Origin of the sequence: Nonomuraea roseola (assembly GCF_039535395.1) — a bacterium.
Taxonomy (GTDB): Bacteria; Actinomycetota; Actinomycetes; order Streptosporangiales; family Streptosporangiaceae; genus Nonomuraea; species Nonomuraea roseola.
In genome coordinates this window covers 3,360,177-3,385,572 of record NZ_BAAAXC010000015.1, presented here as the reverse complement: position 1 = coordinate 3,385,572, position 25,396 = coordinate 3,360,177, and the positions used below count along the sequence as shown (strand labels likewise).

The 25,396-nt window shown below is 70.1% G+C and carries 26 protein-coding genes; 16 read left to right on the top strand and 10 right to left on the bottom strand.

Annotated features, from left to right (window positions below; translation table 11 throughout):
- Positions 1-45: 45 nt before the first annotated feature.
- Entirely contained in the window at positions 46-1,197 is a 1,152-nt protein-coding gene (locus ABFX55_RS39515) for an alpha/beta hydrolase family protein (RefSeq protein ID WP_346128363.1), read from the bottom strand.
- A gap of 102 nt (positions 1,198-1,299) precedes the next feature.
- On the opposite strand from ABFX55_RS39515, the gene ABFX55_RS39510 reads away from it, so the two are divergent.
- The 4 genes from ABFX55_RS39510 (at position 1,300) to ABFX55_RS39495 (ending at position 4,040) form a co-directional block, all read left to right on the top strand.
- Positions 1,300-2,196 (top strand): MBL fold metallo-hydrolase, encoded by an 897-nt coding sequence (locus ABFX55_RS39510; RefSeq protein WP_346128362.1) that lies wholly within the window; start codon positions 1,300-1,302, stop codon positions 2,194-2,196.
- 70 nt (positions 2,197-2,266) lie between these two features.
- Positions 2,267-2,491, top strand: a complete 225-nt coding sequence (locus ABFX55_RS39505) for a hypothetical protein (protein WP_183654453.1) — start codon at positions 2,267-2,269, stop codon at positions 2,489-2,491.
- A 23-nt stretch (positions 2,492-2,514) separates the two neighbouring features.
- Positions 2,515-3,036 carry an RNA polymerase sigma factor gene (locus ABFX55_RS39500; RefSeq protein WP_346128360.1) on the top strand — a complete coding sequence of 174 codons (522 nt, stop codon included), beginning with the start codon at positions 2,515-2,517 and terminating at the stop codon, positions 3,034-3,036.
- The gene (locus ABFX55_RS39495; protein ID WP_346128358.1) at positions 3,033-4,040 is read left to right on the top strand and encodes a hypothetical protein; all 1,008 of its coding nucleotides are present in this window, start codon (positions 3,033-3,035) and stop codon (positions 4,038-4,040) included. The genes ABFX55_RS39500 and ABFX55_RS39495 overlap by 4 nt, the downstream gene beginning before the upstream one ends.
- Here ABFX55_RS39495 and ABFX55_RS39490 read toward each other — a convergent pair.
- Genes ABFX55_RS39490 through pdhA form a run of 4 tightly spaced genes read right to left on the bottom strand, consistent with a single transcriptional unit; the run spans position 4,037 to position 7,970 of the window.
- Positions 4,037-4,333 (bottom strand): Dabb family protein, encoded by a 297-nt coding sequence (locus tag ABFX55_RS39490; protein ID WP_346128357.1) that lies wholly within the window; start codon positions 4,331-4,333, stop codon positions 4,037-4,039. The genes ABFX55_RS39495 and ABFX55_RS39490 overlap by 4 nt on opposite strands.
- A 60-nt stretch (positions 4,334-4,393) precedes the next feature.
- Positions 4,394-5,887 (bottom strand): dihydrolipoamide acetyltransferase family protein, encoded by a 1,494-nt coding sequence (locus ABFX55_RS39485; protein WP_346128355.1) that lies wholly within the window; start codon positions 5,885-5,887, stop codon positions 4,394-4,396.
- Between the two features lie 14 nt (positions 5,888-5,901).
- Positions 5,902-6,882 carry an alpha-ketoacid dehydrogenase subunit beta gene (locus ABFX55_RS39480; protein WP_346128354.1) on the bottom strand — a complete coding sequence of 327 codons (981 nt, stop codon included), beginning with the start codon at positions 6,880-6,882 and terminating at the stop codon, positions 5,902-5,904.
- Positions 6,879-7,970 carry a pyruvate dehydrogenase (acetyl-transferring) E1 component subunit alpha gene (gene pdhA, locus ABFX55_RS39475; protein WP_346128352.1) on the bottom strand — a complete coding sequence of 364 codons (1,092 nt, stop codon included), beginning with the start codon at positions 7,968-7,970 and terminating at the stop codon, positions 6,879-6,881. The genes ABFX55_RS39480 and pdhA overlap by 4 nt, the downstream gene beginning before the upstream one ends.
- A 299-nt stretch (positions 7,971-8,269) precedes the next feature.
- Here pdhA and purS point away from each other — a divergent pair, with 299 nt between their 5' ends.
- From purS to purL, 4 genes are all read left to right on the top strand, one after another.
- On the top strand, positions 8,270-8,515 hold the full coding sequence (gene purS, locus ABFX55_RS39470) for a phosphoribosylformylglycinamidine synthase subunit PurS (protein WP_183654438.1): 246 nt from the start codon (positions 8,270-8,272) through the stop codon (positions 8,513-8,515).
- Between the two features lie 171 nt (positions 8,516-8,686).
- Positions 8,687-9,124: an ATP-binding protein gene (locus ABFX55_RS39465; protein ID WP_346128350.1), complete on the top strand. Its 438-nt coding sequence runs from the start codon at positions 8,687-8,689 to the stop codon at positions 9,122-9,124.
- A gap of 116 nt (positions 9,125-9,240) precedes the next feature.
- Positions 9,241-9,924 carry a phosphoribosylformylglycinamidine synthase subunit PurQ gene (purQ, locus tag ABFX55_RS39460; RefSeq protein WP_346128348.1) on the top strand — a complete coding sequence of 228 codons (684 nt, stop codon included), beginning with the start codon at positions 9,241-9,243 and terminating at the stop codon, positions 9,922-9,924.
- Positions 9,921-12,167 (top strand): phosphoribosylformylglycinamidine synthase subunit PurL, encoded by a 2,247-nt coding sequence (purL, locus tag ABFX55_RS39455; RefSeq protein ID WP_346128346.1) that lies wholly within the window; start codon positions 9,921-9,923, stop codon positions 12,165-12,167. Before purQ ends, purL begins: the two co-directional genes overlap by 4 nt.
- A gap of 58 nt (positions 12,168-12,225) precedes the next feature.
- Here the strand turns inward: purL and ABFX55_RS39450 are convergent, their stop codons facing one another.
- The gene (locus ABFX55_RS39450) at positions 12,226-13,161 is read right to left on the bottom strand and encodes a collagen-like domain-containing protein (RefSeq protein ID WP_346128344.1); all 936 of its coding nucleotides are present in this window, start codon (positions 13,159-13,161) and stop codon (positions 12,226-12,228) included.
- A 198-nt stretch (positions 13,162-13,359) separates the two neighbouring features.
- On the opposite strand from ABFX55_RS39450, the gene ABFX55_RS39445 reads away from it, so the two are divergent.
- The 3 genes from ABFX55_RS39445 to ABFX55_RS39435 are packed head-to-tail and all read left to right on the top strand — an operon-like array spanning position 13,360 to position 17,491.
- Entirely contained in the window at positions 13,360-15,345 is a 1,986-nt protein-coding gene (locus ABFX55_RS39445) for an adenylate/guanylate cyclase domain-containing protein (protein ID WP_346128342.1), read from the top strand.
- Positions 15,342-16,004: a Crp/Fnr family transcriptional regulator gene (locus tag ABFX55_RS39440; RefSeq protein ID WP_346128341.1), complete on the top strand. Its 663-nt coding sequence runs from the start codon at positions 15,342-15,344 to the stop codon at positions 16,002-16,004. Before ABFX55_RS39445 ends, ABFX55_RS39440 begins: the two co-directional genes overlap by 4 nt.
- Before the next feature lie 44 nt (positions 16,005-16,048).
- Entirely contained in the window at positions 16,049-17,491 is a 1,443-nt protein-coding gene (locus ABFX55_RS39435) for an MFS transporter (RefSeq protein WP_346128339.1), read from the top strand.
- Here ABFX55_RS39435 and ABFX55_RS39430 read toward each other — a convergent pair.
- Positions 17,474-18,400: an NADP-dependent oxidoreductase gene (locus ABFX55_RS39430; protein ID WP_346128337.1), complete on the bottom strand. Its 927-nt coding sequence runs from the start codon at positions 18,398-18,400 to the stop codon at positions 17,474-17,476. The genes ABFX55_RS39435 and ABFX55_RS39430 overlap by 18 nt on opposite strands.
- 88 nt (positions 18,401-18,488) lie before the next feature.
- Between ABFX55_RS39430 and ABFX55_RS39425 the strand changes: the two genes are divergently transcribed.
- Genes ABFX55_RS39425 through ABFX55_RS39410 form a run of 4 tightly spaced genes read left to right on the top strand, consistent with a single transcriptional unit; the run spans position 18,489 to position 20,684 of the window.
- Positions 18,489-18,875: a winged helix-turn-helix transcriptional regulator gene (locus tag ABFX55_RS39425; RefSeq protein WP_346128336.1), complete on the top strand. Its 387-nt coding sequence runs from the start codon at positions 18,489-18,491 to the stop codon at positions 18,873-18,875.
- A 59-nt stretch (positions 18,876-18,934) separates the two neighbouring features.
- Entirely contained in the window at positions 18,935-19,261 is a 327-nt protein-coding gene (locus tag ABFX55_RS39420) for a YbaB/EbfC family nucleoid-associated protein (protein ID WP_183654412.1), read from the top strand.
- Complete coding sequence (locus ABFX55_RS39415) at positions 19,258-20,163, top strand: WXG100-like domain-containing protein (RefSeq protein WP_346128334.1); 906 nt, start codon at positions 19,258-19,260, stop codon at positions 20,161-20,163. The genes ABFX55_RS39420 and ABFX55_RS39415 overlap by 4 nt, the downstream gene beginning before the upstream one ends.
- A gap of 2 nt (positions 20,164-20,165) precedes the next feature.
- Complete coding sequence (locus ABFX55_RS39410) at positions 20,166-20,684, top strand: LysM peptidoglycan-binding domain-containing protein (RefSeq protein ID WP_346128333.1); 519 nt, start codon at positions 20,166-20,168, stop codon at positions 20,682-20,684.
- Between the two features lie 30 nt (positions 20,685-20,714).
- Here ABFX55_RS39410 and ABFX55_RS39405 read toward each other — a convergent pair whose 3' ends face one another.
- Together ABFX55_RS39405 and ABFX55_RS39400 are read right to left on the bottom strand one after the other, a co-directional pair.
- Positions 20,715-21,461, bottom strand: a complete 747-nt coding sequence (locus ABFX55_RS39405) for a methylenetetrahydrofolate reductase (protein WP_346128331.1) — start codon at positions 21,459-21,461, stop codon at positions 20,715-20,717.
- Between the two features lie 10 nt (positions 21,462-21,471).
- Positions 21,472-22,125, bottom strand: coding sequence for a TetR/AcrR family transcriptional regulator (locus tag ABFX55_RS39400; RefSeq protein WP_346131384.1), 654 nt, complete (start codon positions 22,123-22,125; stop codon positions 21,472-21,474).
- Positions 22,126-22,191: 66 nt separating this feature from the next.
- Between ABFX55_RS39400 and ABFX55_RS39395 the strand changes: the two genes are divergently transcribed.
- On the top strand, positions 22,192-23,544 hold the full coding sequence (locus tag ABFX55_RS39395; RefSeq protein ID WP_346128329.1) for a DHA2 family efflux MFS transporter permease subunit: 1,353 nt from the start codon (positions 22,192-22,194) through the stop codon (positions 23,542-23,544).
- Here the strand turns inward: ABFX55_RS39395 and ABFX55_RS39390 are convergent.
- Positions 23,514-25,388 carry an ABC transporter ATP-binding protein gene (locus tag ABFX55_RS39390; RefSeq protein WP_346128327.1) on the bottom strand — a complete coding sequence of 625 codons (1,875 nt, stop codon included), beginning with the start codon at positions 25,386-25,388 and terminating at the stop codon, positions 23,514-23,516. The two genes, ABFX55_RS39395 and ABFX55_RS39390, sit on opposite strands and share 31 nt — an antisense overlap.
- Between the last annotated feature and the right edge of the window lie 8 nt (positions 25,389-25,396).

Genomic DNA, 25,396 nt, shown 5'->3' with positions numbered 1-25,396 from the left:
CGCAGGGTCACCGTTCGGTGGCCCTGCGGGCGTTTTCCCGGCCTTTCAGCGGACGAACGTCACGTCCGGGTGCTCCGCCGACTCCCCGCGCAGCAGCCGCTGGGGCCGGTGCTTGAGCGTCTGGTCGAAGAAGGCGGACAGGTACGCGCGCTGGGAGGCGACGCTGCGCCCAGGATCGACGGTCCCGATGCGCTTCGCCCTGACCTCGGGCACGACCTCGAGCTGCTCGTCGAGCTGCGGCAGGAAGGCCTGGAGGTCGGTGAAGCTGTAGTGCATCGCCTCGGGCATCAGCAGGTCGCGCTTGAAGCCGGAGCTGTGCTCCCAGAACGACTTCCACGCGGGTGAGGTCAGGTGGCTCCTCGGCCGCCCGTCTCTGGTGCTGCCGGACGAGCCCATCAGCAGGAACGGCCTGGCGGTGCCCTCGGTGGCGGCCCGCGTGGGCTGGTGGCCGTCGACGTCGTAGGCGAGCCAGCCGTCCAGGTCGGCTCCCGCGTCCACCCGCCGGTCGGTGGCCATCACCTCGGCAGCGGTGTCCCCGCCGAAGGAGTGGCCGAACATGCCCACCCGCGACAGGTCCATGGCCCGGCCGAGCCCGTCCAGCGAGGACAGCCGGTCCAGCACGAACCGCATGTCCTGTCGCCTGGTCTCCATCCCTGCCCGCAGGTAGTCGTCGCCCTGGGCGGGCTTGGCCGTCTCCAGCCTGCCGCCGGGGAACTCCACCACGGGCGCCTCGTGGGTGTGGTCCACCGTCACCACCACGTACCCCTTGCTGGCCAGGTCCTCCACCGTCGAGGTGCCCAGCGTGCGCAGCGATCCCCAGCCCGGGGAGTAGAGCACCACCGGCCACCGCCCCTTCGGCCGCGCCCCCGTGCGGGCGTGGGTGCTGACGGCCGCCCAGTCGACCTGCCCTGGCTTCAGCCCCATGGCGGCGGCGGCGCCGTCGAAGGAGGCCGCCGTCTTCGGGCGCATGTACGGCGCGCGCGGCTCGCTCCCCGGCATGGCCGGGTACCACACGCTGATCATCAGCTCCCTGCCGCGCTCCTGGTCGGTCAGGTGGACCTCGCGCACCCCCAGGCTGTGCGGCCCCGTGGGCGCGGGGAGCTCGAAGGTCGCCTTGGGTGCGGGGTCGGCATGGGCCACGGCCGGGGCGGTCAGGAGGGCGGCGATGGCGAGCAGGGCGGTCGATGTCTTTCGCATGCCTCCACTGTGGCTTTCGCGGCCATCCGTCCACCTCTGCCGTAAGCCTGGTACCGGCCCTTACTTTCGTCAGGTCAGGTTCGGGCGGGTTAGGTTCGCGTCATGACCCCACGCGTGGAAGAGATCTCCGAAGGCGTCTACGCCTACGTCCAGCCCGACGGCGGCTGGTGGATCAACAACACCGGCTTCCTGGCCGGGCGCAGGGGCGTCATCTCCATCGACGCCTGCTCGACCGAGGGCCGCACCCGCGCCTACCGCGAGGCGATCGCCAAGGTCTCCGACCGGCCGATCACCACGCTCGTCAACACCCACCACCACGGCGACCACACCTTCGGCAACCACCTGTTCCCCGAGGCGACGATCGTGGCGCACGAGCGGACCCGCGAGCAGATCATCGCCGACGGCGTGCCGTCCTATCTGGGCGCGTGGTCGTCCGACGTCGAGTGGGGCACGCTCGATCCCACCCCGCCCTTCCTCACCTACACCGAAGGGGTGACGCTCTACTCCGACGACCTGCGCTGCGAGGTCAGGCACGTGGGGTTCGCCGCGCACACCACCAACGACTCGTTCGTGTGGATCCCTTCTCGCAGGGTGCTGTTCGCCGGCGACCTGGTGTTCAACGGCGGCACGCCGTTCGTGCTGATGGGCTCGGTGGAGGGCGCGCTGTCCGCGCTCGACCAGCTCGAGGCGCTCGGGGCGGAGACGATCGTCCCTGGTCACGGCGACGTCTGCGGGCCCTCGGTGATCGCCGTCGTGCGCGGCTACCTGCGCTTCGTCCAGGAGAGCGCGGAGGCGGGCATGGCGGCCGGCCTCTCCCCGCTGGAGCTGGCCAGGCAGCTCGACCTCGGCGAGTACGGCGGGCTGGTCGACCCCGAGCGCATCGTCGGCAACCTGCACAGGGCCTACGCCGACGCCTCGGGCGGCGAGGTCGACCTGACTGCGGCCGTGCTCGACATGATCACACTCAACGGCGGGCGGCCGCTGACCTGTCACGCCTGAACTCATGGTGTGATCACCGGTGAGCGGGTATGACGGTGTGCGTACGCGGTCTTTTCCCCCGGAGGTCGTCATGGGCGTAGGCGTCAGCATCTTCTTTCTCACGCTCGGCGCCATCCTCCGTTTCGCGATCGAGCCTGACGTTTTCGGCAACGCGGTGCACATGGACAGGATCGGCGTGATCTTCATGATCGTCGGCGGGGTCGGCGTGGTGCTGAGCATCGTGCTGGCGCCCCGGCGCGGGAGCACCTCCGAAGGCCGGCTGATGCACCGGGAGAACAATCCGCCTGAAGTCTGAGATTTCTTGGAAGAATCGCGCCCTTGCGGGCAATCAAGGGTGTGATCACTGCTCCTGACGTCTTCGAGGCCGTCTTCGAAGCCCACTACGAGGAGATCCGGCGCTACATCGCGCGCAGGCTCGACCTCGGGGTGGCCGAGGATCTCGCTGCGGAGACGTTCCTCATCGCCTTCAGGCAGCGCGACCGCTTCGACGCGGTCGTGGGCGGGGTCAGACCATGGCTGTACGGCATCGCCACCAACCTCATCGGCAGGCACAGGCGCGCCGAGGTGCGCAGGTACCGGGCGCTGGCCAGGACGGGCCCACCACCCGACGAGCAGTCGCACGACCAGCGGGTCGTGGACAGGATCGCCGCCGACGTGACGGTCGACCGGCTGGCGGGGGCGCTGGCACGGCTGTCACAGGGCGAGCGCGACGTGGTGCTGCTCGTCGCCTACGGCGAGCTGGGCTATGACGAGGTGGCCACCGCGCTCGGGATCGCCACGGGGACCGTCGCCTCCCGGTTGAGCAGGGCCAGGACCAAGCTGCGTGAGGTGTTGGGATGAACGAGTTCCATGTCATCGACTCGGTGATGCCGGACGTGCCGCCCTCCTCCCCCGAGAGCCTTCTGGCGGCCAGGGAGCGCGTGTTCGGGGGGAGAGCGGCCGTCACGGTGGCTGTCCGCGGCAGGAGAGGCCGGAGGGCGTGGACCGGGATGGCTCTCGCGGCGGCGGCCGTCGCGCTCGTGGTCGCCGCGGTGGCGATCGTCGTGCCCCGATCGGCGGACCTGCCTGCCGCCTCCACACCTATGCGGAAGCTGGAGGCGGCGGCGGCAAGGCTGGCGGCGACACCGGAGGCGAAGGGCCGCTACTGGCGACGAGACATCGAGGACGTCATACGTACGAAGAACGGCCCTCCCTACAGGGTCGAGGAACGGGCCATGGAGGTCCTCGCCTTCGGGCCCCATCGCGAGGTCTACGGCTGGCGCGAGCCGATATCGTCGAAGCCGTACACGGTCCAGGGCTTGAAAGCGTGGCGACGGGACGGCTCCCCCAAGCTGTGCCCCGCCCGGGGGTGTAACAAGAACATGCCCGCGTACTCCTCGGTGAACTTGGATCTGGGGCTGGAGCTCGCCGATGGGCTGAAGCCGACGCTGACGGAGCTGCGGAACCTCCCCAAGGAGCCGGCGGCGCTCAGGGCACGGTTGCTGGAGAGCTCCGACGCTCAGGTCGCCGCCGAGCGCGAGGCGTGGCTGGTGGAGGCCGCCTCGCGGCTCGTCGACTCACCGGCGACGCCTGGCACCAGGGCGGCCGCCTACCTTCTCCTGGCGCGTGCGCCGGGGATCGAGGTGGTCGACGGCGTTCCAGGGACGTTCGGGCTCGACGGGCTGGCCCTTCAGTTCGAGGGAGGACAGCTCGTGATCGACCGTAGGACCGGCCAATTGCTCGGGAGACAAGGGCTGACTCCCGAGGGCGCCGCCTGGCGCGCCGATATCGTCAAGAAGGTGGGCTGGAGCGATGTGCGGCCGGTGCCGCCCGCCAAATGCGTCCGCTGTACGGCGCGGCTCTAGAACTCGAACTGGATCGCGGCGCGGCCCGCCTTGATCGGGACGATGTGCTCGTTGATCACGGCGTGGTGCTGCGGGTGGTCGCGGTAGACCTCGTAGTCGGCGACCGAGTCGAACTCGGCGACGATGGCGAAGTCGGAGTTGCCCGCGGCGGCCAGGCCGAGGTCGCTGCCGAGGTCGTAACGGCGCAGCTGCGGGATGACGGCGGGCAGCTCGCCCAGGTGCTTGGCGACGGCGGCCTTCTGCTCGTCGGTCGCGTCGTCGGTCCAGGTCAGCAGCACGATGTGGCGGATCATGCGACCAGCCTAGTGTCCTGAGGCGCGGGCGGGCAGGCCGGAGCCGCCCGCCCGCGTCCTTCAGCTCCAGGCGAGCATGCGCAGCGGGTCCTCCAGCATCGCGCCGACGTCGCGCAGGAAGAGCGAGCCGAGCTCGCCGTCGATGATCCGATGATCGAACGACAGCGCGAGCGTGGTCACCTTCCTGACGGCCAGCTGCCCGTCCACCACCCATGGCGCGTCCCTGACCATGCCGAAGGCCAGGATCGCCGCCTCTCCCGGGTTGAGGATCGGGGTGCCGGTGTCGACGCCGAACACGCCCACGTTGGTGATCGTGATCGTGCCGCCCGCCATGTCGGCCGGTTGGGTACGGCCCGCCCGCGCCGTCTCGGTCAGCTCGCCCAGCGCCGCCGCGAGCGACGGCAGGTCGAGGGAGTGGGCCGACTTGATGTTGGGAACGACCAGGCCGCGTGGGGTGGCGGCGGCGATCCCCAGGTTCACGTAGTGCTTGACCACGATCTCCTGCGCCGCCTCGTCCCACGCGGAGTTGATCATCGGGTAGCGGCGGGCGGCGACTAGCACGGCCTTGGCGACCAGCAGCAGCGGCGACACCCTGACCTCGGCGAAGTCGGGCAGCCCCTTGAGCCGCTGGACGGCCGCCATCGTCTCGGTGACGTCCACCTGCAGGAACTCGGTGACGTGCGGCGCGGTGAAGGCGCTTGCCACCATCGCCTGGGCGGTCATCTTGCGCACGCCCTTGATGGGCACGCGCTCCTCGGCCACCTCCGGCGCGCCCTGACGTGCCGCCTGAGCCGCGGGGGCGGCCTGGACGGGCTCCTGCGCGGCGGCGTGGATGTCGTCGCGGGTGATGGAGCCCTGCGGTCCCGTGCCCCGCAGGGTGGCCAGGTCGACACCGAGGTCCTTGGCCAGCTTGCGGACCGGCGGCTTGGCGAGCACCTGGGCTCTTTCCTGACCCGTGCGCGGCACGGGCACCTGCCCCGTCTCGGCTGGAGCGACGTGGCCGGGGAGCGCGACGCGCTCGGGGTTGGCCACCTGACCCGGCTGAGCCTGAGCCGCCTGTGCCTGAACCGGCTGGCCGGTGTCCTGGCCGGGGGTCTTGCGCGTGCGGCGCTTGACGGCCCCTGTCTTGACGCCGTAGCCCACCAGGACGGGCGTGCGCTCCTCCTTGGGCGCGGGACCGCCGTGCGCGCCGGGCTCGACGGCGCCCTCGGCGGGCGGGCGCGGCACCAGGTCGTCGGCCAGCGCCTCGAGCCGGTCCGCCGGGCCCTCGGTCGAGGCGGCGGACGGCGCGCCCGCCGTACCCGAGGGGGCGGCTTCGCCGGTGTCGACGGCGATGATGGGCAGCCCGACGTCGACCGTCTGCCCCTCCTCCGCCAGCAGGTCGGCGACGACGCCCGCCCACGGGGAGGGCAGCTCGACGATCGACTTGGCGGTCTCGATCTCCACGACGATCTGGTTGACCTTGACGGAGTCGCCCGGCTTGACGTGCCAGCGGACGATCTCCGCCTCGGTCAGGCCCTCTCCGACGTCGGGGAGCTTGAATTCGCGACGCATTCGAGGTCCCCCTCTCAGTAGGTGAAGGTACGGTCGACGGCCTCGAGGATCCTGTCGAGGTCTGGCAGGTAGTGGTCCTCCAGCTTCGAGGGCGGGTAGGGGGTGGAGAAGCCGCCGACCCTCAGCACGGGTGACTCGAGGTGGTAGAAGCACCTCTCGGTGATCCGCGCCGCGAGCTCGGCGCCGAAGCCGTTGTAGACGGGCGCCTCGTGCACGACGACCACCCTGCCCGTCTTGCGGGCCGACTCCATGACCTTGGGGAAGTCGAGGGGGTTGAGCGAGCGAAGGTCGATCACCTCGAGCGAACGTCCCTCGTCCTGGGCCGCGGTGGCCGCCTCCAGGCAGGTCTTGACCATGGGGCCGTAGGCGAGCAGCGTGACGTCGGTGCCCTGCCGTACGACGGAGGCCTCGTCGAAGGGTGTCCACCAGTCGGTGGAGGCGGTGTCGACCTCGGCCTTCTCCCAGTAGCGGCGCTTGGGCTCGAAGAAGATCACCGGGTCGTCGCTGCGGACGGCCTGCTGGATCATCGAGTAGGCGTCGGCGGGGTTGCTGCAGGCGACGACGCGCAGGCCGCCCGTGTGGGTGAAGTACGCCTCGGGCGACTCGCTGTGGTGCTCGACGGCTCCGATGCCGCCTCCACAGGGGATGCGGACCACGACGGGCAGCTTGATCGCGCCGAGCGAGCGCAGCGGCATCTTGGCGAGCTGCGTGATGATCTGGTCGGCGGCGGGAAAGACGAACCCGTCGAACTGGATCTCGCAGATGGGCCGGTAGCCCCGCAGGGCCAGGCCTATCGCGGTGCCGACGATGCCCGACTCGGCGAGCGGGGTGTCGATGACGCGGTCCTCGCCGAAGTCCTTCTGCAGACCGTCGGTGACACGGAAGACTCCGCCGAGCTTGCCGACGTCCTCGCCCATGATGAGGACCTTCGGGTCGTCCTCCATCGCCTTGCGCAGGCCCTCGTTGATCGCCTTGGAGAGGGTCAGAATGCTCATGACTCGAAACCCTCCAGGTAGGCGGCGTACTGGGCGCGCTCCTCCGCGATGAGCGCGTGAGAGCCCGTGTAGACGTGGTCGAAGATGTCGAGCGGCCCTGGGTCGGGCATCTCCAGGCAGCGCCTGCGCAGGTCGGCGCCGAGATCCTCGGCCTCGGCCTCCACCGAGTCGAGGAAGGCCTGGTCGGCCAGCTCGTTCTTGAACAGGTACGCCTTGAGCCGCTCGATCGGGTCCTTGAGCTTCCACGCCTCGAGCTCGCTGGCCACGCGGTAGCGGGTCGGGTCGTCGGTCGTGGTGTGCGCGCCCATGCGGTAGGTGAAGGCCTCGATCAGCGTGGGGCCCTGCCCCTCTCGCGCGTTCTTCAGCGCCTGGCGGGTGACGGCCAGGCAGGCGAAGACGTCGTTGCCGTCGACGCGGATGCCGGGGAAGCCGAAGCCCGAGGCGCGGCGGTAGAGCGGGATGCGGGTCTGCTTCTCCAGCGGCTCGGAGATCGCCCACTGGTTGTTCTGGCAGAAGAAGACGATCGGGGCGTTGAACACGCTGGCCCAGATGAACGACTCGTTGACGTCGCCCTGGGAGGTGGCGCCGTCGCCGAAGTAGGCGATGGTGGCGGCGTTGGCGCCGTCACGCTGGATGCCCATGGCGTAGCCGACCGCGTGGAGGGTCTGGCTGCCGATGACGATCGTGTAGAGGTGGAAGTTGTGCTCGGCCGGGTCCCATCCGCCGTGGTTCACGCCGCGGAACAGCCCGAGCAGGTTCACCGGGTCCACGTCGCGGCACCAGGCGACGCCGTGCTCGCGGTAGGTGGGGAAGGCCATGTCGGCGTCGGTGAGCGCGCGGCCCGAGCCGATCTGCGCGGCCTCCTGGCCGAGCAGGGAGGCCCAGATGCCCAGCTCGCCCTGGCGCTGAAGGGCGACGGCCTCCAGGTCGACACGGCGGACGAGCACGAGGTCGCGGTAGAGCGACCTCACTTCTTCGGGCGTCAGGTCGATGTCGTAGTCGGGGTGCTCGACCCTCTCCCCTTCGGGGGTGAGCAACTGGACGAGCTCCGGAGGTGCGTCAGCACCACGAGAGGCGTCGACGGTCACGTGCCACTCCTGTGCGGTCGGGGCCGGTTCGCTGGGGTTGCCATGCTTTGTCCGGCCTTTCCGGCGTACGGCCCATCTGGTGGTGGTTCGTACGCGTTTGGGGACATCGTGGCAGAGGTCACATCCCTACGCGCAAGCCCCATGTCCTCCCCGTTCCCGATGCGTCGCCGGTGAACCTCTCGCGAGGGATCTTCCACCGTGCCCCCCAAGGCGACCGGCGTGGGGGTGACGGTGGGTGAGCTCCGAGGGGGCACTAGGCTGAACGCCGCAAGCCGTACCCACCTTTCAGGAGGAGCGCCGTGGCGCGCGTAGTCGTCGACGTCATGCTCAAGCCGGAAATCCTCGACCCGCAGGGTCAGGCGATCGCCCGCGCGCTGCCGCGCCTGGGCTTCTCCGGCGTTTCCGAGGTGCGTCAGGGAAAGCGTTTCGAGATCGAGCTCGAAGGCGCCGCTGACGAGGCCGCCCTTGCGGACGTCCGAAAGATGGCCGAGACCCTGCTGGCCAACACCGTGATCGAGGAGTACACGGTGAGGGTCGAGGGGTAGAACAGCACATTTGACACCTGGAATTGGCCATAGCGGCTTAAAGCCGGGTTTCGCCGTGCCACAATCCCACGGGCTTACCAACACTAAATAACAACAACGTGATTTTGCGGTTAGCCCTGATTTCACGGGGAAACCTACTCCAGGTGAGATTCTGGCACCCGGAGGGGTCCGGTGGATATTGAGTTCTCGTTGGCGCTGCCCAGGGATGCGATCGGCATCCCGATGGTCAGGCGAGTGCTGGGTGACGCGATGCGATCACTCAGCGTGAGCGAGACCTGCATCTCCGACATGCTGCTCGCGGTCTCAGAGGCCTGCTCCAACGCGGTTCGCCACGGCGGTCCCGCCAACAGGTACGAAGTGAGCGCGTCGATCGGCTACGGCCGCTGCGACGTCAAGGTGGCCGACTCGGGAGCGGGGCTTCCTTCGATGCCGCTGCACTACCCGCCGCCCGAGACGGAGAACGGGCGCGGCCTGCTCATCATGCGCTCGGTGGTCGACGAGATCTCGTTCGGCATCACGCCGGGCCGTGGCACCACCGTCCACCTGCGCAAGCGCCTGGCCTGGGACGACGAGGAAGGCGCGCGCCCGCGCGAGCTCGCCGCGGTCTGAGCCCCGCGAAACGTCACGTGACGACAGCGGATACCCTTGAGGAACCGCCGCAGACCACCGTCCACCCTGACGAGACGGTGGCGTGGCGTGCGCATTCCTCCGGAGGGGACGAAGTCATGAGCGCTGCCCGTGTGGGCGTTGTCACGTTTCCAGGAACTCTCGACGACCAGGACGCCGCCCGTGCCGTACGGCTGGCGGGCGCGGAGGCGGTGTCGCTCTGGCACGGCGACCACGACCTCAAGGGGGTCGACGCGGTCTTCCTGCCCGGTGGTTTCTCCTACGGCGACTACCTGCGCTGCGGGGCGATCTCCCGCTTCGCGCCGCTGATGGAGGAGCTCATCCCGGCCGCGAAGAGCGGGCTGCCCGTCCTGGGCACGTGCAACGGGTTCCAGATTCTGTGCGAGGCGCACCTGCTGCCAGGCGCGCTGACCCGCAACGCCTCCCTGCACTATGTCTGCCGCGACCAGCGGATCAAGGTCGAGTCCGCCACCACGACCTGGACCTCGGCCTTCGAGCCCGGCCAGGAGCTGATGCTGCCGATCAAGCACGGCGAGGGCCGCTACGTCGCCTCCGCCGACACCCTCGAGGCGCTTGAGGCCAACGGCCAGGTGGTCTTCCGCTACGTCGGCGGCAACCCCAACGGCTCGCTGAACGACATCGCGGGCATCTCCAACGAGGCCGGCACCATCGTCGGCCTCATGCCGCACCCTGAGCACGCGGTCGAGGACCTCGTCGGCGCGCCCAGCACCGACGGGCTCGGCTTCTTCACCTCCATCCTCAAGAAGCTGGTGAATGTATGAGCACGGACTCCGTGAAGCGCGCTGCGGAGACGCCCGACGAGGCGATGCCGTTCGCCGAACTGGGGATGAAGCAGGACGAGTACGACAGGGTCAAGGAGATCCTCGGCCGCCGTCCCACCTCCTCCGAGCTGGCCATCTACTCGGTCATGTGGTCCGAGCACTGCTCGTACAAGTCGTCCAAGGTGCATCTGAGGCAGTTCGCCACCAAGGCGCCCGAGTCCGAGGCGCTGCTGGTCGGCATGGGTGAGAACGCGGGCGTCGTCGACATCGGCGACGGCTGGGCGGCCACCTTCAAGATCGAGTCGCACAACCACCCCTCCTACGTCGAGCCGCACCAGGGCGCGGCCACCGGCGTCGGCGGCATCGTCCGCGACATCATGTCGATGGGCGCCCGCCCGATCGCCGTCATGGACGCGCTGCGCTTCGGCGGCGCCGACCAGGCCGACACCAGGCGCGTGCTGCCCGGGGTGGTCGAGGGCATCTCCTCCTACGGCAACTGCCTGGGCCTGCCCAACATCGGCGGCGAGGTCGTCTTCGACCCCTGTTACATCGGCAACCCGCTGGTCAACGCGCTCTGCGTCGGCCTGCTGCGCAAGGACCAGATCAAGCTGGCCACCGCGCCGGGGCCCGGCAACAAGGTCGTGCTCTTCGGCGCCTCCACCGGCCCCGACGGCATCGGCGGCGCCTCGGTGCTCGCCTCCGCCACCTTCGAGGACGAGTCCGAGGCCAAGCGGCCCGCCGTCCAGGTGGGCGACCCGTTCATGGAGAAGCTGCTCATCGAGTGCTGCCTGGAGCTCTACGCCGCCGACGTGGTCGTCGGCATCCAGGACCTCGGCGCGGCGGGCGTCTCCTGCGCCACCACCGAGCTGGCGGCCAAGGGCACCGGCGGCATGCACGTCGACCTCAACCTGGTCCCGCTCCGCGACTCCTCGCTGCGTCCCGAGGAGATCCTGATGAGCGAGTCCCAGGAGCGGATGATGGCGGTGGTCTCCCCCTCCGACATCCCCGCCTTCATGGCGATCTGCGAGAAGTGGGACGTGCCCGCCGTCGTCATCGGCGAGGTGACCGACACCGGCAGGCTCGTGATGACCTGGGACGGTACGGTCATCGTCGACATCCCGCCGGGCACCGCCGCCGACGAGGGCCCCGTCTACGAGCGGCCCTTCCACGAGCCCGCCGGTCAGACCGCCCTGAACCAGGCCGTCGACCTGCCGCGCTCCGAGGACCTGCGGGCCACGCTGCTCCAGTTGCTCGGGTCGCCGAACCTGGCCTCCAAGGAGTGGGTGACCTCCCAGTACGACAGGTACGTCCGCTCCAACACCGTCCTGGCCCAGCCCGCCGACGCGGGCGTGCTGCGCATCTCCGAGGTCATGGACGGCGCCACGCCGACCAACCGCGGCATCGCGCTGGCCACCGACGGCAACGGCCGCTACGCCAGGCTCGACCCCTACGCCGGCGCGCAGCTGGCGCTGGCCGAGGCCTACCGCAACGTCGCGGTCACCGGCGCCAAGCCGCTGGCCGTCACCAACTGCCTCAACTTCGGCTCGCCCGAGGACCCCGAGGTCATGTGGCAGTTCGCCGAGGCCGTACGCGGGCTCGCCGACGCCTGCAAGACGCTCGGCGTCCCCGTGACCGGCGGCAACGTCTCCTTCTACAACCAGACGGGCACCGCGGCCATCCACCCGACGCCCGTCGTCGGCGTGCTCGGCGTCATCGACGACGTCGCCAAGCGCGTGAGGTCCGGATTCGTCGAGCCGGGGCTGCGCATCGCGCTGCTCGGCGAGACACGCGAGGAGTTCGGCGGGTCGGAGTGGGCGCACGTCGTCCACTCGCACCTCGGCGGGCTGCCCCCCGAGGTGGACCTGGTGGCCGAGCAGGGGCTCGCGTCGGTCATGGTCGAGGCGGCCGCCCGAGGGCTGGTGGCGGGCTCGCACGACCTGTCGGACGGCGGGCTGGCGATCGCGCTGGCGGAGGCGTGCCTGGCCCGGGGCGTCGGCGCCACGGTCTCGCTGGTCGGCGACGCGTTCGTGGACCTGTTCAGCGAGTCGTCGGCTCGGGCGCTGGTCGCGGTCAGGCCTGAGGCGTTCGAGGAGTTCGCGGCGCTGTGCGCCTCGCACGAGGTGCCGTGCTACGGCCTCGGCGAGACGGGCGGCGACGCGCTGGTGGTGGAGGGGGTCCTGGCGATCCCCGTCGCGGAGCTGCGCGACACCCACACGAAGACGCTGCCCGCGCTGTTCGGCTGAGACGTCGCCTGCGAAGGGGGGCCGGTCATCCGGCCCCCCTTCGTCGCGTTCGTCAGGACTACTTCAGGCACACGACGTAGACGGTGCCGCTCACGCTGGTCCCGTGGTTGCCGCCGTAGGTCTTCGCCTCGGGGCTGGGGGCCGGGCTGGCGGGCGGCGTGGTCGCGGCGATCGCGGCGCCGTGGCCGTCGTTGCCGCCGCCGTTGTCGTCCTTGGCCACGTTGACCGTCCAGCCCTTGCCGTTGCTTGAGGGGGCGCTGGCCAGCAGCACGGCGTTCTTGAACGAGGTGAAGGAGAAGCCGCCGCCGGTCGCCACGTCGGTGCTCTTGCAGGAGACGGACGCCGGCCCGAGCCCCGTGAAGGAGTCCTGCACGATGTAGGTCGTCAGGCTCACCGAACCACCCGGCTCCCCCTTGGGCCCCTGCGGACCGGTGTCGCCCTTGGGTCCCTGGACGCCGGGCTTGCCGTCGGTGCCGTCCTTGCCATCCGCACCCTTCGGGCCCTGGGGACCGGTCTCGCCCTTCGGGCCGGTCTCGCCCTTGGGGCCCTGGATGCCGGGCTTGCCGTCGACGCCGTCCTTGCCGTCCTTGCCGTTGAGACCGTCCTTGCCGTCGACGCCGTCCTTGCCATCCGCACCCTTGGGGCCCTGGATGCCGGGCTTGCCGTCGACGCCGTTCTTGCCCGCGGGCCCGGCGGGGCCCTGCGGTCCCGTGTCGCCCTTCGGGCCCTGCGACCCGGTGTCGCCCTTCTCACGGGTGCCGGACAGGCCACTGGTCGTCGAGCCGCCGATCAGCACCCTCTCCTCCGTCTTCCTGCACTGCGTCGACGGGTTGACGATGCGGGCGTAGCGCGTCTTCTTGTGGACGCACGCGTGGACCTCCTGGCCGGCGGCCGACGAGGCGGTGGCGACGCCACCGATGGTGAAGAGCGAGAGGGCCAGCGCTCCGACGGTGGCCAGGGTGAGCGTGCGCCCACCACGAATCTTGATCGCCACGGATGTCCTTCCAGAACAGGAGTTGCTCATGATGCTCATGAGGTTCACGTTTCAACCGTTCCAAAGGATGACGAGGCTACATAACGTATAAGTCACAAAACGGAGGGTGACAGCCCTACTGACGAGCGGTCAGTTCTGACGCGCATCTGTGTGCAGAACGACACAGTCGTTTCGGCAGGCCCGTGGAGATAATCGGGCGTGGACACCTACCTCCCGCCTGCCACCCAGCCTGTCCGAGTGGTGGTGTGGGCGATTCACCTCGTCCTGCCGCTGCTGGGGCTGTGGTTGCTGCTCGCCCAGCCCCGCGTCAACATCATGTGGCACCACAATCCGAGCCACTTCTGGATGATCATCGTCGTGGCCGGCGTCAACGTGATCCTCGGGCTGATGATCAGCGAGGCGGCGCGCAGGAGGGCCGACGCCCGGCTGTTCCTGGTCTCCATGGTGTTCCTGAGCAGCGCGGGCTTCTTCTTCCTGCACGGACTGTCCACCCCGCAGGTGCTGCTCGACCGCCCCACGCTGGGCTTCGACATCGGCCAGCAGGTGGGGCTGACGATGGCGGCGGTCTTCGCGCTGGCCTCGGCCTTCCCTCTCGGTGAGGCGCAGGCGCGCTCGGTGATGAGGGCGCAGCACCTGATCAGGCTGACCGTCGTCGGGCTGATGGTGCTCTGGGGCATCGCGTCGCTGGTCCCCGGGCTGACCCTGCTCAGCCAGCGCCCGGCCGTCCTGCCGATTCCCTGGTTCGGCTGGTTCTCGGTGCCAGGCCTGGTGCTGTTCGTGGCGGCAGGCCTGATGATGTTCCGCCTGCACAGGATGCGGCGCTCGGCGATCCTGGTCAGCCTGGTCACCGCCTACGCGCTGCTGGCCGAGGCCATGGTCGCGGGCATGTCCCAGCTGAACTGGCACCTGTCGTGGTGGGAGTGGCACATCCTGCTGACCCTCGCCTTCGTCTTCGTCGCCTACAGCGCCTACCTGCAGTTCAGGCGCGAAGGATCGAGCGCGGGGCTGTTCGACTCGGTGGCGCTGTCGGCGACCGTGGAGAAGATCCAGGCGCAGTACGAGCAGGCGCTGGAGGAGCTGGTCGACCATGTGCGCAGGGGCACGAAGCTGCCTGCCGTACGGCTGGCGGGGCGCTTCCAGCTCACCGAGGGGCAGGCGGCGGTGCTCGACAGGGCGGGCGAGGCGCTGGCCAGCGAACGGGAGCTGTCCGAGCGCCTGTCGGCGCTCGTGGACGTCGGGACCCAGACCAAGGTACGGCTGGCCGAGTCGGACCTGCTGACCGGCGCGCTCGAGCGCGTACGGCAGGTGTACGGCGACGTCCGCATCGGCCTGGTCTCCGAAGGCAGGGTGAGCATCGGCTCACGCGAGTACACCTTCAGCGGCACCACCCCCGTCAGGCGCGACGGCCTCATCACCTATCCGCTCACCGTGAAGGGTCACCTCGCGGGCGCGCTCGAGGTACCGGTCGGCCGTACCACCCAGGACGAGGCGCTGTCGGCCACCCTGGCCAGCCAGCTGTCGATCGCCCTGGAGAACGCCCGCCTGTACGCCGAGCTGGACACGCTCTTCCGGCAGTACATGTCGCCAGACGTCGCCAGCCGCCTGCTCGCCGACCCCGACCAGGCCGCGCTCGGCGGCGAGCTGCGCGAGCTGACCGCGCTGTTCGCCGATCTGAAGGGGTTCACGACGTTCTCCGAGCGGGTCGCGCCCGGCGAGATCGTCGAGATGCTGAACCGCTATCACACGGCCGCCGTCCCCTGCATCCTGGACAACGGCGGGACGATCGTGCAGTTCGTCGGCGACGCGCTGCTGGCGCTGTTCAACGCGCCGGCCGCCCAGGACGACCACGCCCTGGCCGCCTGCACGGCGGCGCTGGCCATGCAGGAGGCGGCCACGAAGGTCGCCGCCGACGGCTGGCCGACCTTCAGGGTAGGCGTCAACACGGGCATGGCCCTGGTGGGCAACATCGGCAGCCCCGAGCTGCGCGGCTTCAACGCCATGGGCGACGCGGTGAACGTGGCCGCCAGGCTGCAGGGCCTGGCCGAACCGGGAACCGTGGTCATCGGCGCGACCACGCTGGCCCAGGTGAGCAACGCGGAGGCGCGCCCGCTCGGGCCGCTGCGTCTGAAAGGCAAGGAGCAGGAGGTGGAAGCTTTCGTCCTGACCCGCATAATCAGGGCATGACCGCAGAGGCCGGAGAGTTCCTGACCAAGCTGACCCCCGAGGAGATCACGGCGCTGAAGGCGGCGGGCCGCCCGAAGAGCTGGGAGCGCGGCGCGGTGGTGATGTCGGAGGGCGACACGTCCGACTGGGTGCTGCTGCTGCTCGACGGGAGGGTCAAGGTGTCCTCGCACACCAGCGGCGGCACGGAGGTGGTGCTGGCCGTCCGCGGTCCCGGCGGGCTGCTGGGCGACATGTCGGCGATCGACGGCTCGGCCCGGTCGGCGACCGTCACGGCGCTGGAGCCGGTCTCGGGGGTCGTGATCCACGACTTCCCCGGCTTCCTGGCCACGCACGGCCGCGTCGCCGTCGTGCTGCTGCGGATGGTCACGGGCCGGCTGCGCGACTCCGACAGGAAGCGGGTGGAGTACGGCGCCTTCGACACCACGGGCAGGGTGGCCACGCGCCTGGTGGAGCTGGCCGAACGGTACGGCGAGCAGACCAGCACGGGGCTGCGGGTGGCGCTCCCGCTCTCGCAGGACGAGCTGGCGGGGTGGACGGGAGCCTCCAGGGAGGCGGTGAGCAAGGCGCTTCGGACGCTGCGCGACAGAGGGCTCATCGAGACGGGCCGGCGGCGGGTGGTCGTCCACGACCTCGAAGGGCTCCGCAGAAGGGCCCGCTGACCCAGGGATAAAGCGGACGTACGTCGTACGTCATAGTAAGGGGCATGGTCGCCGCCTCCCCCGACTACACCCTCCAGCTCCGCTACGCGTGGCGTGTCTGCTCGGTGACCAGCCTCGGCCTGGTGCTGATCGGCATCGCGGGCAGCACGCTCAACGTCGCGCTCCCCGCCGTCGTCCGCCACTTCCACGCCACGCCCTTCGAGGCGAGCTGGATCCTGCTCGCCTTCCTCCTCGTCAACACCGCCAGCCTCGTCTTCTTCGGCCGCGTGGCCGACCTGCTCGGCAGGCGCGAGGTCTACCTGGCGGGCTTCGCGCTGTTCACCCTCGCCTCCCTGCTCGCCGGCCTCTCTCCCGACGTCTGGTTCCTGGTCGCGATGCGCGTCGTCCAGGCGATCGGCTCGGCGATGATCCTGGCCAACGGGACCGTCATCATCACCGCGGCCTTTCCCCCCGACCGCCTCAGCCAGGGCATGGGCGTCTACATCGGCACTCTCTCCGTCGCCCAGCTGGCGGGCCCGACCGTCGGCGGGCTGATCGCCGAGGCCGCAGGCTGGCAGTGGATCTTCTGGGTGAACGTGCCTGCGGGGGTGATCGCGCTGGTCTGGGGCGCGTTCACCCTGCGCAAGGTGCCGAGAGGGCCGCGTGAGCCCGTCGACGCCCTCGGCAACCTGCTCATCTTCGCCGCGCTGACCGCCTTCCTGCTGGCTCTGTCGGAGATCGGCAACGGCGGCCTCGTGGTGATCGTCGGGGGCGCGGTCACCGCCGTGCTGGTGCCGCTGATCCTGGTGGTCGAACGGCGGGCCTCGCATCCGGTGCTCGATCTGCGGCTGTTCGGCGGGCGCATGCTGGCCTGCGCCAACCTGGCGTCGTTCTGCAACGCGCTGGCCAGGGCGGCGCTGATCCTGGTGGTCGCGCTCTACTTCCAGGCCGCCCGCGGCGTCGACGCCTTCACCGCGGGGCTCAGCGTGCTGCCCGTGCCTGTCGGCATGGCGCTGGCCTCGCCCATCGCAGGCGCGCTCGGACGGCGCGTCTCACCGTACGCGCTGTCGATCGGCGGCTCGCTCTTCAGCGCGTCGGGGCTGCTGACCCTCATGCTCACCGCGCGGCCCGGCACGCCGTACTGGATCATCGGGGTGGGGCTCTTCCTGGCCGGATGCGGCAGCGGCACCTTCCTCACCGGCAACACCACCCAGGTCATGAGCGCCCTGCCCGCGGGCAGCCTCGGGGTGGTCAACGGCTTCAGGCTGATGGTCATGAACGTGGGCGTCGTGATCAGCGTGGGCCTGTCACTGACCGTCCTGACCAGCGCGGTCTCCCCCGCGCTGCGCGCCCAGGTGTACGGCGGGACGCTGTCGAAGCTGTCACCGGTGGCGGTGGCGCAGCTGATGTCGGGCTTCCAGCGCACGTACGGCGTGCTGTTCGGGGTGGCGCTCGCGGGCGCCCTGCTGGCGGCGTTCGCCAGGCAGCCCTCAGATCGAGACGGCTAGCTTGCCGAGGGTTCCGCCGGTGAAGTCGGCGATGGCCCGCTGCGCCTCCTCCAGCGGGTAGACCTTGGCCACGGGCACCCGCAGCCGGCCCTGGACCACCTCGGCGGCGAGCAGCGCCAGCGTGGCGGGGTCCGGGTCGGCCATCACGGTCGTGGCCTTGAGGTCGCGCTCCCCTGCGTCCTCGGGGGTGAAGTGCACGGTCGAGGCGAAGCGCCCGCCGTTCGCGAGCAGGTCCGCGACGGCCGCGCCGTCGCCCGCGAGGTGGAGGGCCGCGTGCACGCCGCCGGGGGCGACGGCGCGCACCCCCGCCGCCAGGTCGGCGTGGTCCACGGCGTGCGCGGCCCCGAGGCCGGTGACGAACTCGGTCTCGGCGCCAGGTCGCGCGGTGGCGATCACCGTGGCACCTCTTGAGACCGCGAGCTGGATCGCCAGCGCGCCGACGCCTCCGGTCGCACCCGAGATCAGGACGGTCTCCCCCGCCTCGGGCGCGACCGCGTCGAGAGCGTTCAGCGCGGCGGTGCCCGCCAGACCCAGCACGCCGGCGCGGGCATGGTCGAGCCCCTCGGGCAGGCGCGCGATGCCGTACCCCTGCGGGACGGCGACGTACTCGGCGAAGCCGCCCTGGCCCAGCGTGGGACGCATGACGACGCCGAACACCCCGTCGCCGACGGTCACCTCGTTCACGCCCTCTCCCACCGCGGCGACCACTCCGGCGAAGTCCTTGCCGATCACCACGGGGAACTCGTACTCGTAGACCCCCTTCAGGAAGCCGCCCAGGACGCCGAGGTCGAAGCCGTTGACCGACGAGGCTCGCACCTGGACGAGCACCTCCCCCGGCGCAGGCTCCGGCACCGGCAGCTCGGTGACCTCGGGGGCGGCACCGAACGCGGTGAAGGCGACAGCACGCATGGGATTCTCCTTACTGTTTGTGCGTTGGTTACTTCTTGTGCGCGTGTCGAGTCTGGGCCACCATGACCTGGTGACGGAAGAAGGCACTTTGTCCCTCGTAACGAACACCGATGTGCGCCCCATCGGCGCCGCCGACGCGACCTGCCAGCTGCGCGACGTCCTCGACAGGGTCGGCGACAAGTGGAGCGTGCTGGTCATGGCGCTGCTCGGCGGCGGCCCCAGGCGCTACTCGGAGCTGCAGCGCTCCATCGAGGGGATCTCGCAGCGGATGCTCACCCTGACCCTGCGCAGCCTGGAGCGCGACGGGCTGGTGAAGCGTACGGTCACCCCCACGTCGCCGCCCCGCGTGGACTACGCGCTGACCCCGGTGGGCGAGACCCTGTCGGTGGAGGTCAGCTCGCTCATCCGGTGGGCGGAGGAGCACCGCGAGTATGTGGCGACCTCGCGACTGAGCTACGACGCCCAGACCAGCTAAACCCTCTTTTCCCACCGACAATGTATAGATTTCCGGACATGTGATCTATGCTGGTTCAGATGCGACACGGAACCGGTGACCAGGAGATCGGCAGGCTCCTGGAGGAGTTTCAGAAGGACGTCACACAGCTCGAACACCTTCGTGACCGGATCACCGAGGTCAGAGGCAGGGGCGAGGCGGCGCAGGGACGGGTGGTCGCCGAGGCGTCGCCGACCGGAGCCCTGATCGGCCTCACGATCGACGCGCGCGCCATGCGGCTCGGCTCCGACGAGCTCGCCGCGGCCGTCCTCGAGGCGGCGGCCGAGGCGGCCAGGAACGCGGAGGCCGGGATCGGCGAGCTCGTCGATCCGTTCATCGCCGGCACCGGGCTGGACGTGGACCGTTGAGGATCAGCCCGAGCCGCGGCAGCATCTACGCCTTCGGCACCCTCGGCCTCGCGGGGTTCGTCTTCCAGATGCTCAACGTCGACTATCCCGACGGCGACCCCGTCAAGGCCCGCGAGGCCCGCGACGTCTGGGCGCGGCTCGCCGAGCGGATCGAGCAGAGCCCGAACCGCACCTACCCCGCGGCCTCGGCCGTGTGGAAGCGCAACGCGGGCGAGGGCGTCGAGGCGTACAAGTCGACGGTGACCGAGGGCCTGTACCCGCTGCCTCCCGCCCTGGGTCACTCCGCCCAGCTCGCCGCGCGGTGCAGGCAGAACAGCGCGGCCTGCGAGGAGTTCGCCGACGTCGTGGAGACGGCCCAGCACGCCTACCGGACGCTGGCCATCGCCAACTTCGCCAGCTTCGTCTTCCTCACCACCTTCCCCTGGCAGGCGACCGGCGCCTACCACCTCGCCCAGTTCCTCATGCGGCGCGCGCAGGCCAGGCTCCTGGCGAAGCTGCTGGAGCACAACATCGCCCGCATCCTGATGAGCAAGCTGACCGAGTACACGATCGGCAGCGTGTTCTTCGCCGTCGGCGACGTCGCCGTGGTGGCAGGGGTGAAGGCGCTGCGCGGCGAGGACGTCGGCTCCTTCGAGGACAACGCCAAGCAGGCGTTGAAGGAGTTCGCCGCATCGGTCGTCTTCTACGGCGTGTACGACGCCGCCGCGCCCCTGACCAGGACGGTGACCAAGAACGCCGACGTGCAGGCCTTCCTCAACCGGATGGCGGGCGGCTCGGTCGGCTACGGCCCCTCCTACGACGCGATGAACGGTCAGACGGGCTCGGAGCTCATCCCGACCTGGAAGGAGACCCTGGGCAGGGCGCTCCTCTACTTCACGATGGCCCACAAACCCGCGGGGTGACGATGTCGGACGAGCCCATCGAGCCGCCAGCGCGGCCCGAGACGATCACGGTCGGCCAGGAGGAGTCCCTCTGGGAGATCGCGGAGAAGTACTTCGAGGACGGCTCCCTCTGGGAGCGGATCCACGACGCCAACCGCGACGTCATCGGCGACCCGCACCGGCTGCGCCAGGGGTTGCGGCTCCAGCTGCCGATGGAGATCTATCCCGCGCACCTCCGGTCGGTCGCGCGCGCCTTCGACCTCGAACGCAACGACCTTGCCGCGTACGTCAAGGACGCCATGGACGAGCTGAACGCCATCGGGAACTTCTGGGGTGGAGGCCAGCCGGGGACGACCTTCTTCAAGGGCGAGGGCGGCGGGACCGGCTACGAGGCCGTCTCCGGCCAGATCGCCAAGGGCGTCGACGCCAACCTGGACGGCCACGACGAGATCTCGAAGCGCCTGCGCCTCATGGCCGACAGGGTCCAGGTGACCGACTGGGACAACGTGACCACGATCCTGTCCGTCCTCCCCGACAAGTAGCGCCCGCCGGGTCGGGGAGGCGGTTGATCGTCAGAGGGTGTTGTGCAGGCGGGACTCGACGTCGCGGTACCTCGCCACAGGGATCAGGTGCACCCCGTCGAAGGCGCCCGAATCCCTGAGGCGCAGGACCTGCTCACAGGCTGCCTCCACCCCCGCCATCCGATCTTCCCCAAGCCGTTCCACCAGCTCCGACGGGATGTCGATGTCAGGGATGGCGGCGGCCAGGCGCTGGGCGTGCTGCCGGCTGGCCAGGACCATCACGCCGGCGTAGACCGGCACGTCCACCTGGTTCTGCTCGCGCCACCTCAGCAGCGCGTCCAGGGAGAAGCTCACCTGGACGAAGAGGAAGTCGGCCGCTCGCTTCCACGCGGGAAGCGGCCGCAGCCCCGCCGCGGCGCCGACACGGAAGGAAGGCGAGAACGCGCGCGCCTCCTCGATCATCGAGCGCACGGTGAGGTCGCTGGTCCTGTTGCCGACCGTCGGCTTGTCGCCGTACACGAACAGGAACTGGTCCACGCCGTACGCGGCCGCCGTCAGCAGGTCGCGACGCAGGCCCAGCAGGTTGCGGTCGCGGGAGTTGAGGCAGGCGATGCTGCGTCCGCCCATCGACTGGACCTCGTGGGCGACGGCGACGCTGGAGACGGTCGCCCTGCCGATGTGGTTGTCGGGGATGAGGAAGGAGTGGGCGAGCTTGCCGAGCGTGCCGATCTGGTGCCGGACGTGCGTCAGATCGGGCTTGGTGGGCGGTTCGATCTCGCAGACCAGCTGAAAAGTCATACCGGGCACTTTATCGGCGGGCGGCGAGCGCGATGATCCCTCCGAGCACGAGTTCGACGCCGAAGCTGTCGTAGAACTCCTCGCTCATGCCCTCGACCATGGGGCCGGCCATCGCCACGAGGTGGGGATAGGTGTCCGGCGGCAGGGTCTGCAGCGACAGGCGCTTCACCCTCTGCAGTTCGGCGATCTCCTCCGGCGTACGGCCCGGCCTGAAGTGGACCGGTGCGTCGGCGATGGAGATCGCGCTCTGCAGCAGGTACTTGGTGATCAGGCAGGACTCGTCGTAGCCGAATCCCGCCGAGTGGGCCAGGCCGAGCGCCCTGTCCCACACCGCGAGGAAGCTCGGCACGGCGGTCTGGTCGACCTGCTCCAGCAGGTTCTTCGCGCACGGGTACCTGCGCAGCACCCTGATCAGGCCGAGCGTCAGGTCGTGCAGTTGCTCCTGCCACGGCCGGTCGTCCCCTGCGGCGGGCGCGAACCCGGCGATCAGGTGGTCGGCCATGCCGACCAGCAGCTGCTCCTTGTTCTTGAAGTGCCAGTAGAGCGCCATCGGCGTGACGCCCAGGTCGGTGGCCAGCCGCCTGATGGTCACCGCCTCGAGCCCCTCGCTGTCCCCGATCTCCAGCGCCTTGTCGACGATCGCCTCGGCCGTCAGTTTTCCCATCACGGTTGACAACTATACGCCGTACAAGTTCAACTGTACGGCGTACAAGTACGGCGTACAGGAGTGATGGACATGCGGTGGTGGGCGCTCGGCGCGGTGACCCTCGGAACTTTCATGACGTATCTGGACAACAACATCTCGAACGTCTCGCTCCCGACGATCCAGCGGGATCTCGGGCTGACGCTGTCGGGCCTCGAATGGGTGGCGACCGGCTACATGCTGGTCTTCGCCGGGCTCATGCTGGTCGGCGGCAGGCTGGCCGACGTGGTCGGCAAGCGCAGGACCTTCCTGATCGGCCTGGCCGTCTTCACGCTGTCCTCGATGGGCGCGGGCCTCGCCCCCGACGGCGCCACGCTGATCGCGGCGCGTGCCGTCCAGGGGGTCGGGGCGGCCCTTCTCACGCCGACCGCGCTGGCGCTCATCTCCTCGATCTTCCCCGACCCGCGCGAGCGCGGTGCGGCCGTCGGCATCTGGACCGCCAGCGGCGCGCTGTCCATGGCGCTCGGCCCCGCGACAGGCGGCTTCATCAGCCAGAACCTGCACTGGGGGTGGATCTACCTGATCAACGCGCCCATCGGGGTGGCCACGTTCGCGCTGGCCCTGTGGGCCATCCGTCCCGACACCCACCGCGTACGGCACAGCCTCGACCTGCCGGGCCTCGTCACCTCGGCGATCGCCCTGTTCGCCCTGACCTTCGGGCTCATCGAGGGCTGGAACCTTCCGCTCGTCGCCGTCACGGCCGGCTCGGCGGCGGCCTTCGCGATCATCGAGGCGAGGTCGAAGCAGCCGATGATCGACCTGACTCTCTTCAGGAGCAGGGTGTTCACCGGCGGCACGCTCGCGATGGGCCTGTGGTCGTTCGGCGTGTTCGGCATCTACTTCTTCAGCGCCCTCTGGCTCCAGAACTCCCTGGGCTTCTCCCCCGTCGAGGCAGGGGCGGCGTTCGTCCCGATGGCCCTGGTCATGGCCGTCGTCGCCCTCCAGGCACAGCGCCTGGCGGGCCTGCTCGGCAACGCCCAGACCGTCGCGCTCGGCCTGGGGCTGATGGCGGTGGCCGTGCTCGGCATCTCCTACGTGGGTGCCGACGGCGGCTACCTCGACGTCCTGCCCTGGTTCCTGCTGTACGGCCTGGGCGGCGGCATGCTGGTCCCGCTGACCACGATGATCCTCGGCGCGCTTCCCGCCGAGCGCGCCGGTGTGGCCTCCGGCGTGCTCAACGTCTCGCGCGAGGTGTTCGGCCTGCTCGGCATCACCGTGCTCGGCGCCATCCTCAGCGCCAGGCAGAGCCAGAGCACGTTCCTCGCCGCCTACCAGTCCACGCTGGTGATCGCGGCGATCATCGTGGCCGTGGGCGTCCCCGTGGCGCTCTTCTCGCTGCGCCGTACGGCTCAGGCCGCGATGGCGGGGGCGGCGAACTGAGTGCTGTGCAGCTCGGCGTACCTGCCTCCCTCGGCGAGCAGGGTGGCATGAGTGCCCTGCTCCACCACGCGGCCGTCCTCCACGACCAGGATGAGGTCGGCCGCGCGGATGGTGGAGAGCCGGTGCGCGATCACGATCGCGGTCCTGCCGTCCAGCGCCTCGGCGAGGGCCTCCTGCACCGCGGCCTCCGAGGTGGAGTCGAGGTGGGCGGTCGCCTCGTCGAGGATGACCACCCTGGGCCTGGCCAGCAGGAGGCGCGCGATGGTGAGCCGCTGCCGCTCTCCGCCCGACAGCCGGTAGCCGCGCTCCCCGACGACGGTGTCCAGCCCGTCGGGCAGCGACTCGATGAGGTCGGCGAGGCGCGCCCTGCGCAGCGCGTCCCAGATCTCCTCCTCCGCGGCCTCGGGACGGGCCAGCAGCAGGTTCGCCCTGATCGAGTCGTGGAAGAGGTGACCGTCCTGGGTGACCATGCCGAGCGTGTCCCTGATGGAGTCGGCGGTGAGGTCCCTGACGTCCACCCCGCCGAGCCGTACGGCGCCCTCGTCCACGTCGTACAGGCGCGGAAGCAGCTGGGCGATCGTGGACTTGCCCGCTCCTGAGGAGCCGACGAGAGCGACCATCTGGCCGGGCTCGGCGCGGAAGGAGATGCCCTTCAGCACCTCCACCCCGCCGCGCGAGTCGAGCGTGGCGACCTCCTCCAGAGAGGCGAGCGACACCTTGTCGGCCGAGGGGTAGGCGAAGCGCACCTGGTCGAACTCCACGCTCGTCGGCGCGTCGGGCAGCGCCTGGGCGTCGGGCTTCTCCTGGATGAGCGGCTTGAGGTCGAGCACCTCGAAGACGCGCTCGAAGCTGACCAGCGCGCTCATCACGTCCACCCTGGCGCTGGCCAGGGCGGTCAGCGGGGAGTAGAGGCGGGTCAGCAGCAGGGCGAGCGCGACGACCGAGCCCGCGTCGAGCTCACCGCGCAGGGCGTAGAAGCCGCCGAGGCCGTACACCAGGGCCAGGGCCAGGGCGGAGACCAGGGTGAGCGCGGTGACGAACACCGCCTGCGTCACGGCGGTGCGCACGCCGATGTCGCGGACCCTGCGGGCCCTGACGGCGAACTCGGAGGACTCGTGCGCGGGGCGGCCGAACAGCTTGACCAGCGTCGCTCCGGGCGCGGAGAAGCGCTCGGTCATCTGGGTGCCCATGGCGGCGTTGTGGTCGGCGGCCTCGCGCCGCAGCTTGGCGATGCGGCCGCCCATGCGCCTGGCGGGCAGGACGAAGACCGGCAGCAGGAGCAGCGCCAGCAGGGTGATCTGCCACGAGATGCCGATCATCACGATGAGGGTCAGCACGAGCGTGACGACGTTGCCCGCGACGCTGGAGACGATGTCGGTGAAGGCGCGCTGGGCGCCGATGACGTCGTTGTTGAGGCGTGAGACCAGGGCGCCGGTGCGGGTGCGGGTGAAGAAGGCGATCGGCATCCGCTGCACGTGGTCGAAGACGGCGGTGCGCAGGTCGAGGATGAGGCCCTCGCCGATGCTCGCCGACAGGTAGCGGGTGAGCAGGCCGAGCCCCGCCTCCGCCAGCGCGAGCCCCGCGATCAGCCCGGCCAGGCCGAGCACCACCTCGAAGGGCTGGGCCTTCACGATGGCGTCCACGACCCTGCCCGCGAGGACGGGAGCCGCCACGGCCAGAGCCGCCATGACGAGGCTCAGGGCGAGAAACCTGGCCAGCCTGGCCTTGTGCGGGCGGGCGAAGGCGGCGACCCGCCTCAGCGTGGCCGCCGAGAAGGGGCGGCGCTCCTGCCGGGCGTTCATCGCGCCGTAGAGCTGGTTCCAGGCGGTGACTTCCATGTCCATGGGGATCA

Coding starts and splice junctions, on each gene's coding strand:
- ABFX55_RS39515 (WP_346128363.1), bottom strand. CDS start 1,197: ATGCGAAAGACATCGACCGCCCTGCTCGCCATCGCCGCCCTCCTGACC.
- ABFX55_RS39510 (WP_346128362.1), top strand. CDS start 1,300: ATGACCCCACGCGTGGAAGAGATCTCCGAAGGCGTCTACGCCTACGTC.
- ABFX55_RS39505 (WP_183654453.1), top strand. CDS start 2,267: ATGGGCGTAGGCGTCAGCATCTTCTTTCTCACGCTCGGCGCCATCCTC.
- ABFX55_RS39495 (WP_346128358.1), top strand. CDS start 3,033: ATGAACGAGTTCCATGTCATCGACTCGGTGATGCCGGACGTGCCGCCC.
- ABFX55_RS39490 (WP_346128357.1), bottom strand. CDS start 4,333: ATGATCCGCCACATCGTGCTGCTGACCTGGACCGACGACGCGACCGAC.
- ABFX55_RS39485 (WP_346128355.1), bottom strand. CDS start 5,887: ATGCGTCGCGAATTCAAGCTCCCCGACGTCGGAGAGGGCCTGACCGAG.
- ABFX55_RS39480 (WP_346128354.1), bottom strand. CDS start 6,882: ATGAGCATTCTGACCCTCTCCAAGGCGATCAACGAGGGCCTGCGCAAG.
- purQ (WP_346128348.1), top strand. CDS start 9,241: ATGAGCGCTGCCCGTGTGGGCGTTGTCACGTTTCCAGGAACTCTCGAC.
- purL (WP_346128346.1), top strand. CDS start 9,921: ATGAGCACGGACTCCGTGAAGCGCGCTGCGGAGACGCCCGACGAGGCG.
- ABFX55_RS39440 (WP_346128341.1), top strand. CDS start 15,342: ATGACCGCAGAGGCCGGAGAGTTCCTGACCAAGCTGACCCCCGAGGAG.
- ABFX55_RS39435 (WP_346128339.1), top strand. CDS start 16,049: ATGGTCGCCGCCTCCCCCGACTACACCCTCCAGCTCCGCTACGCGTGG.
- ABFX55_RS39430 (WP_346128337.1), bottom strand. CDS start 18,400: ATGCGTGCTGTCGCCTTCACCGCGTTCGGTGCCGCCCCCGAGGTCACC.
- ABFX55_RS39420 (WP_183654412.1), top strand. CDS start 18,935: ATGCGACACGGAACCGGTGACCAGGAGATCGGCAGGCTCCTGGAGGAG.
- ABFX55_RS39410 (WP_346128333.1), top strand. CDS start 20,166: ATGTCGGACGAGCCCATCGAGCCGCCAGCGCGGCCCGAGACGATCACG.
- ABFX55_RS39405 (WP_346128331.1), bottom strand. CDS start 21,461: ATGACTTTTCAGCTGGTCTGCGAGATCGAACCGCCCACCAAGCCCGAT.
- ABFX55_RS39400 (WP_346131384.1), bottom strand. CDS start 22,125: ATGGGAAAACTGACGGCCGAGGCGATCGTCGACAAGGCGCTGGAGATC.
- ABFX55_RS39395 (WP_346128329.1), top strand. CDS start 22,192: ATGGACATGCGGTGGTGGGCGCTCGGCGCGGTGACCCTCGGAACTTTC.
- ABFX55_RS39390 (WP_346128327.1), bottom strand. CDS start 25,388: ATGGACATGGAAGTCACCGCCTGGAACCAGCTCTACGGCGCGATGAAC.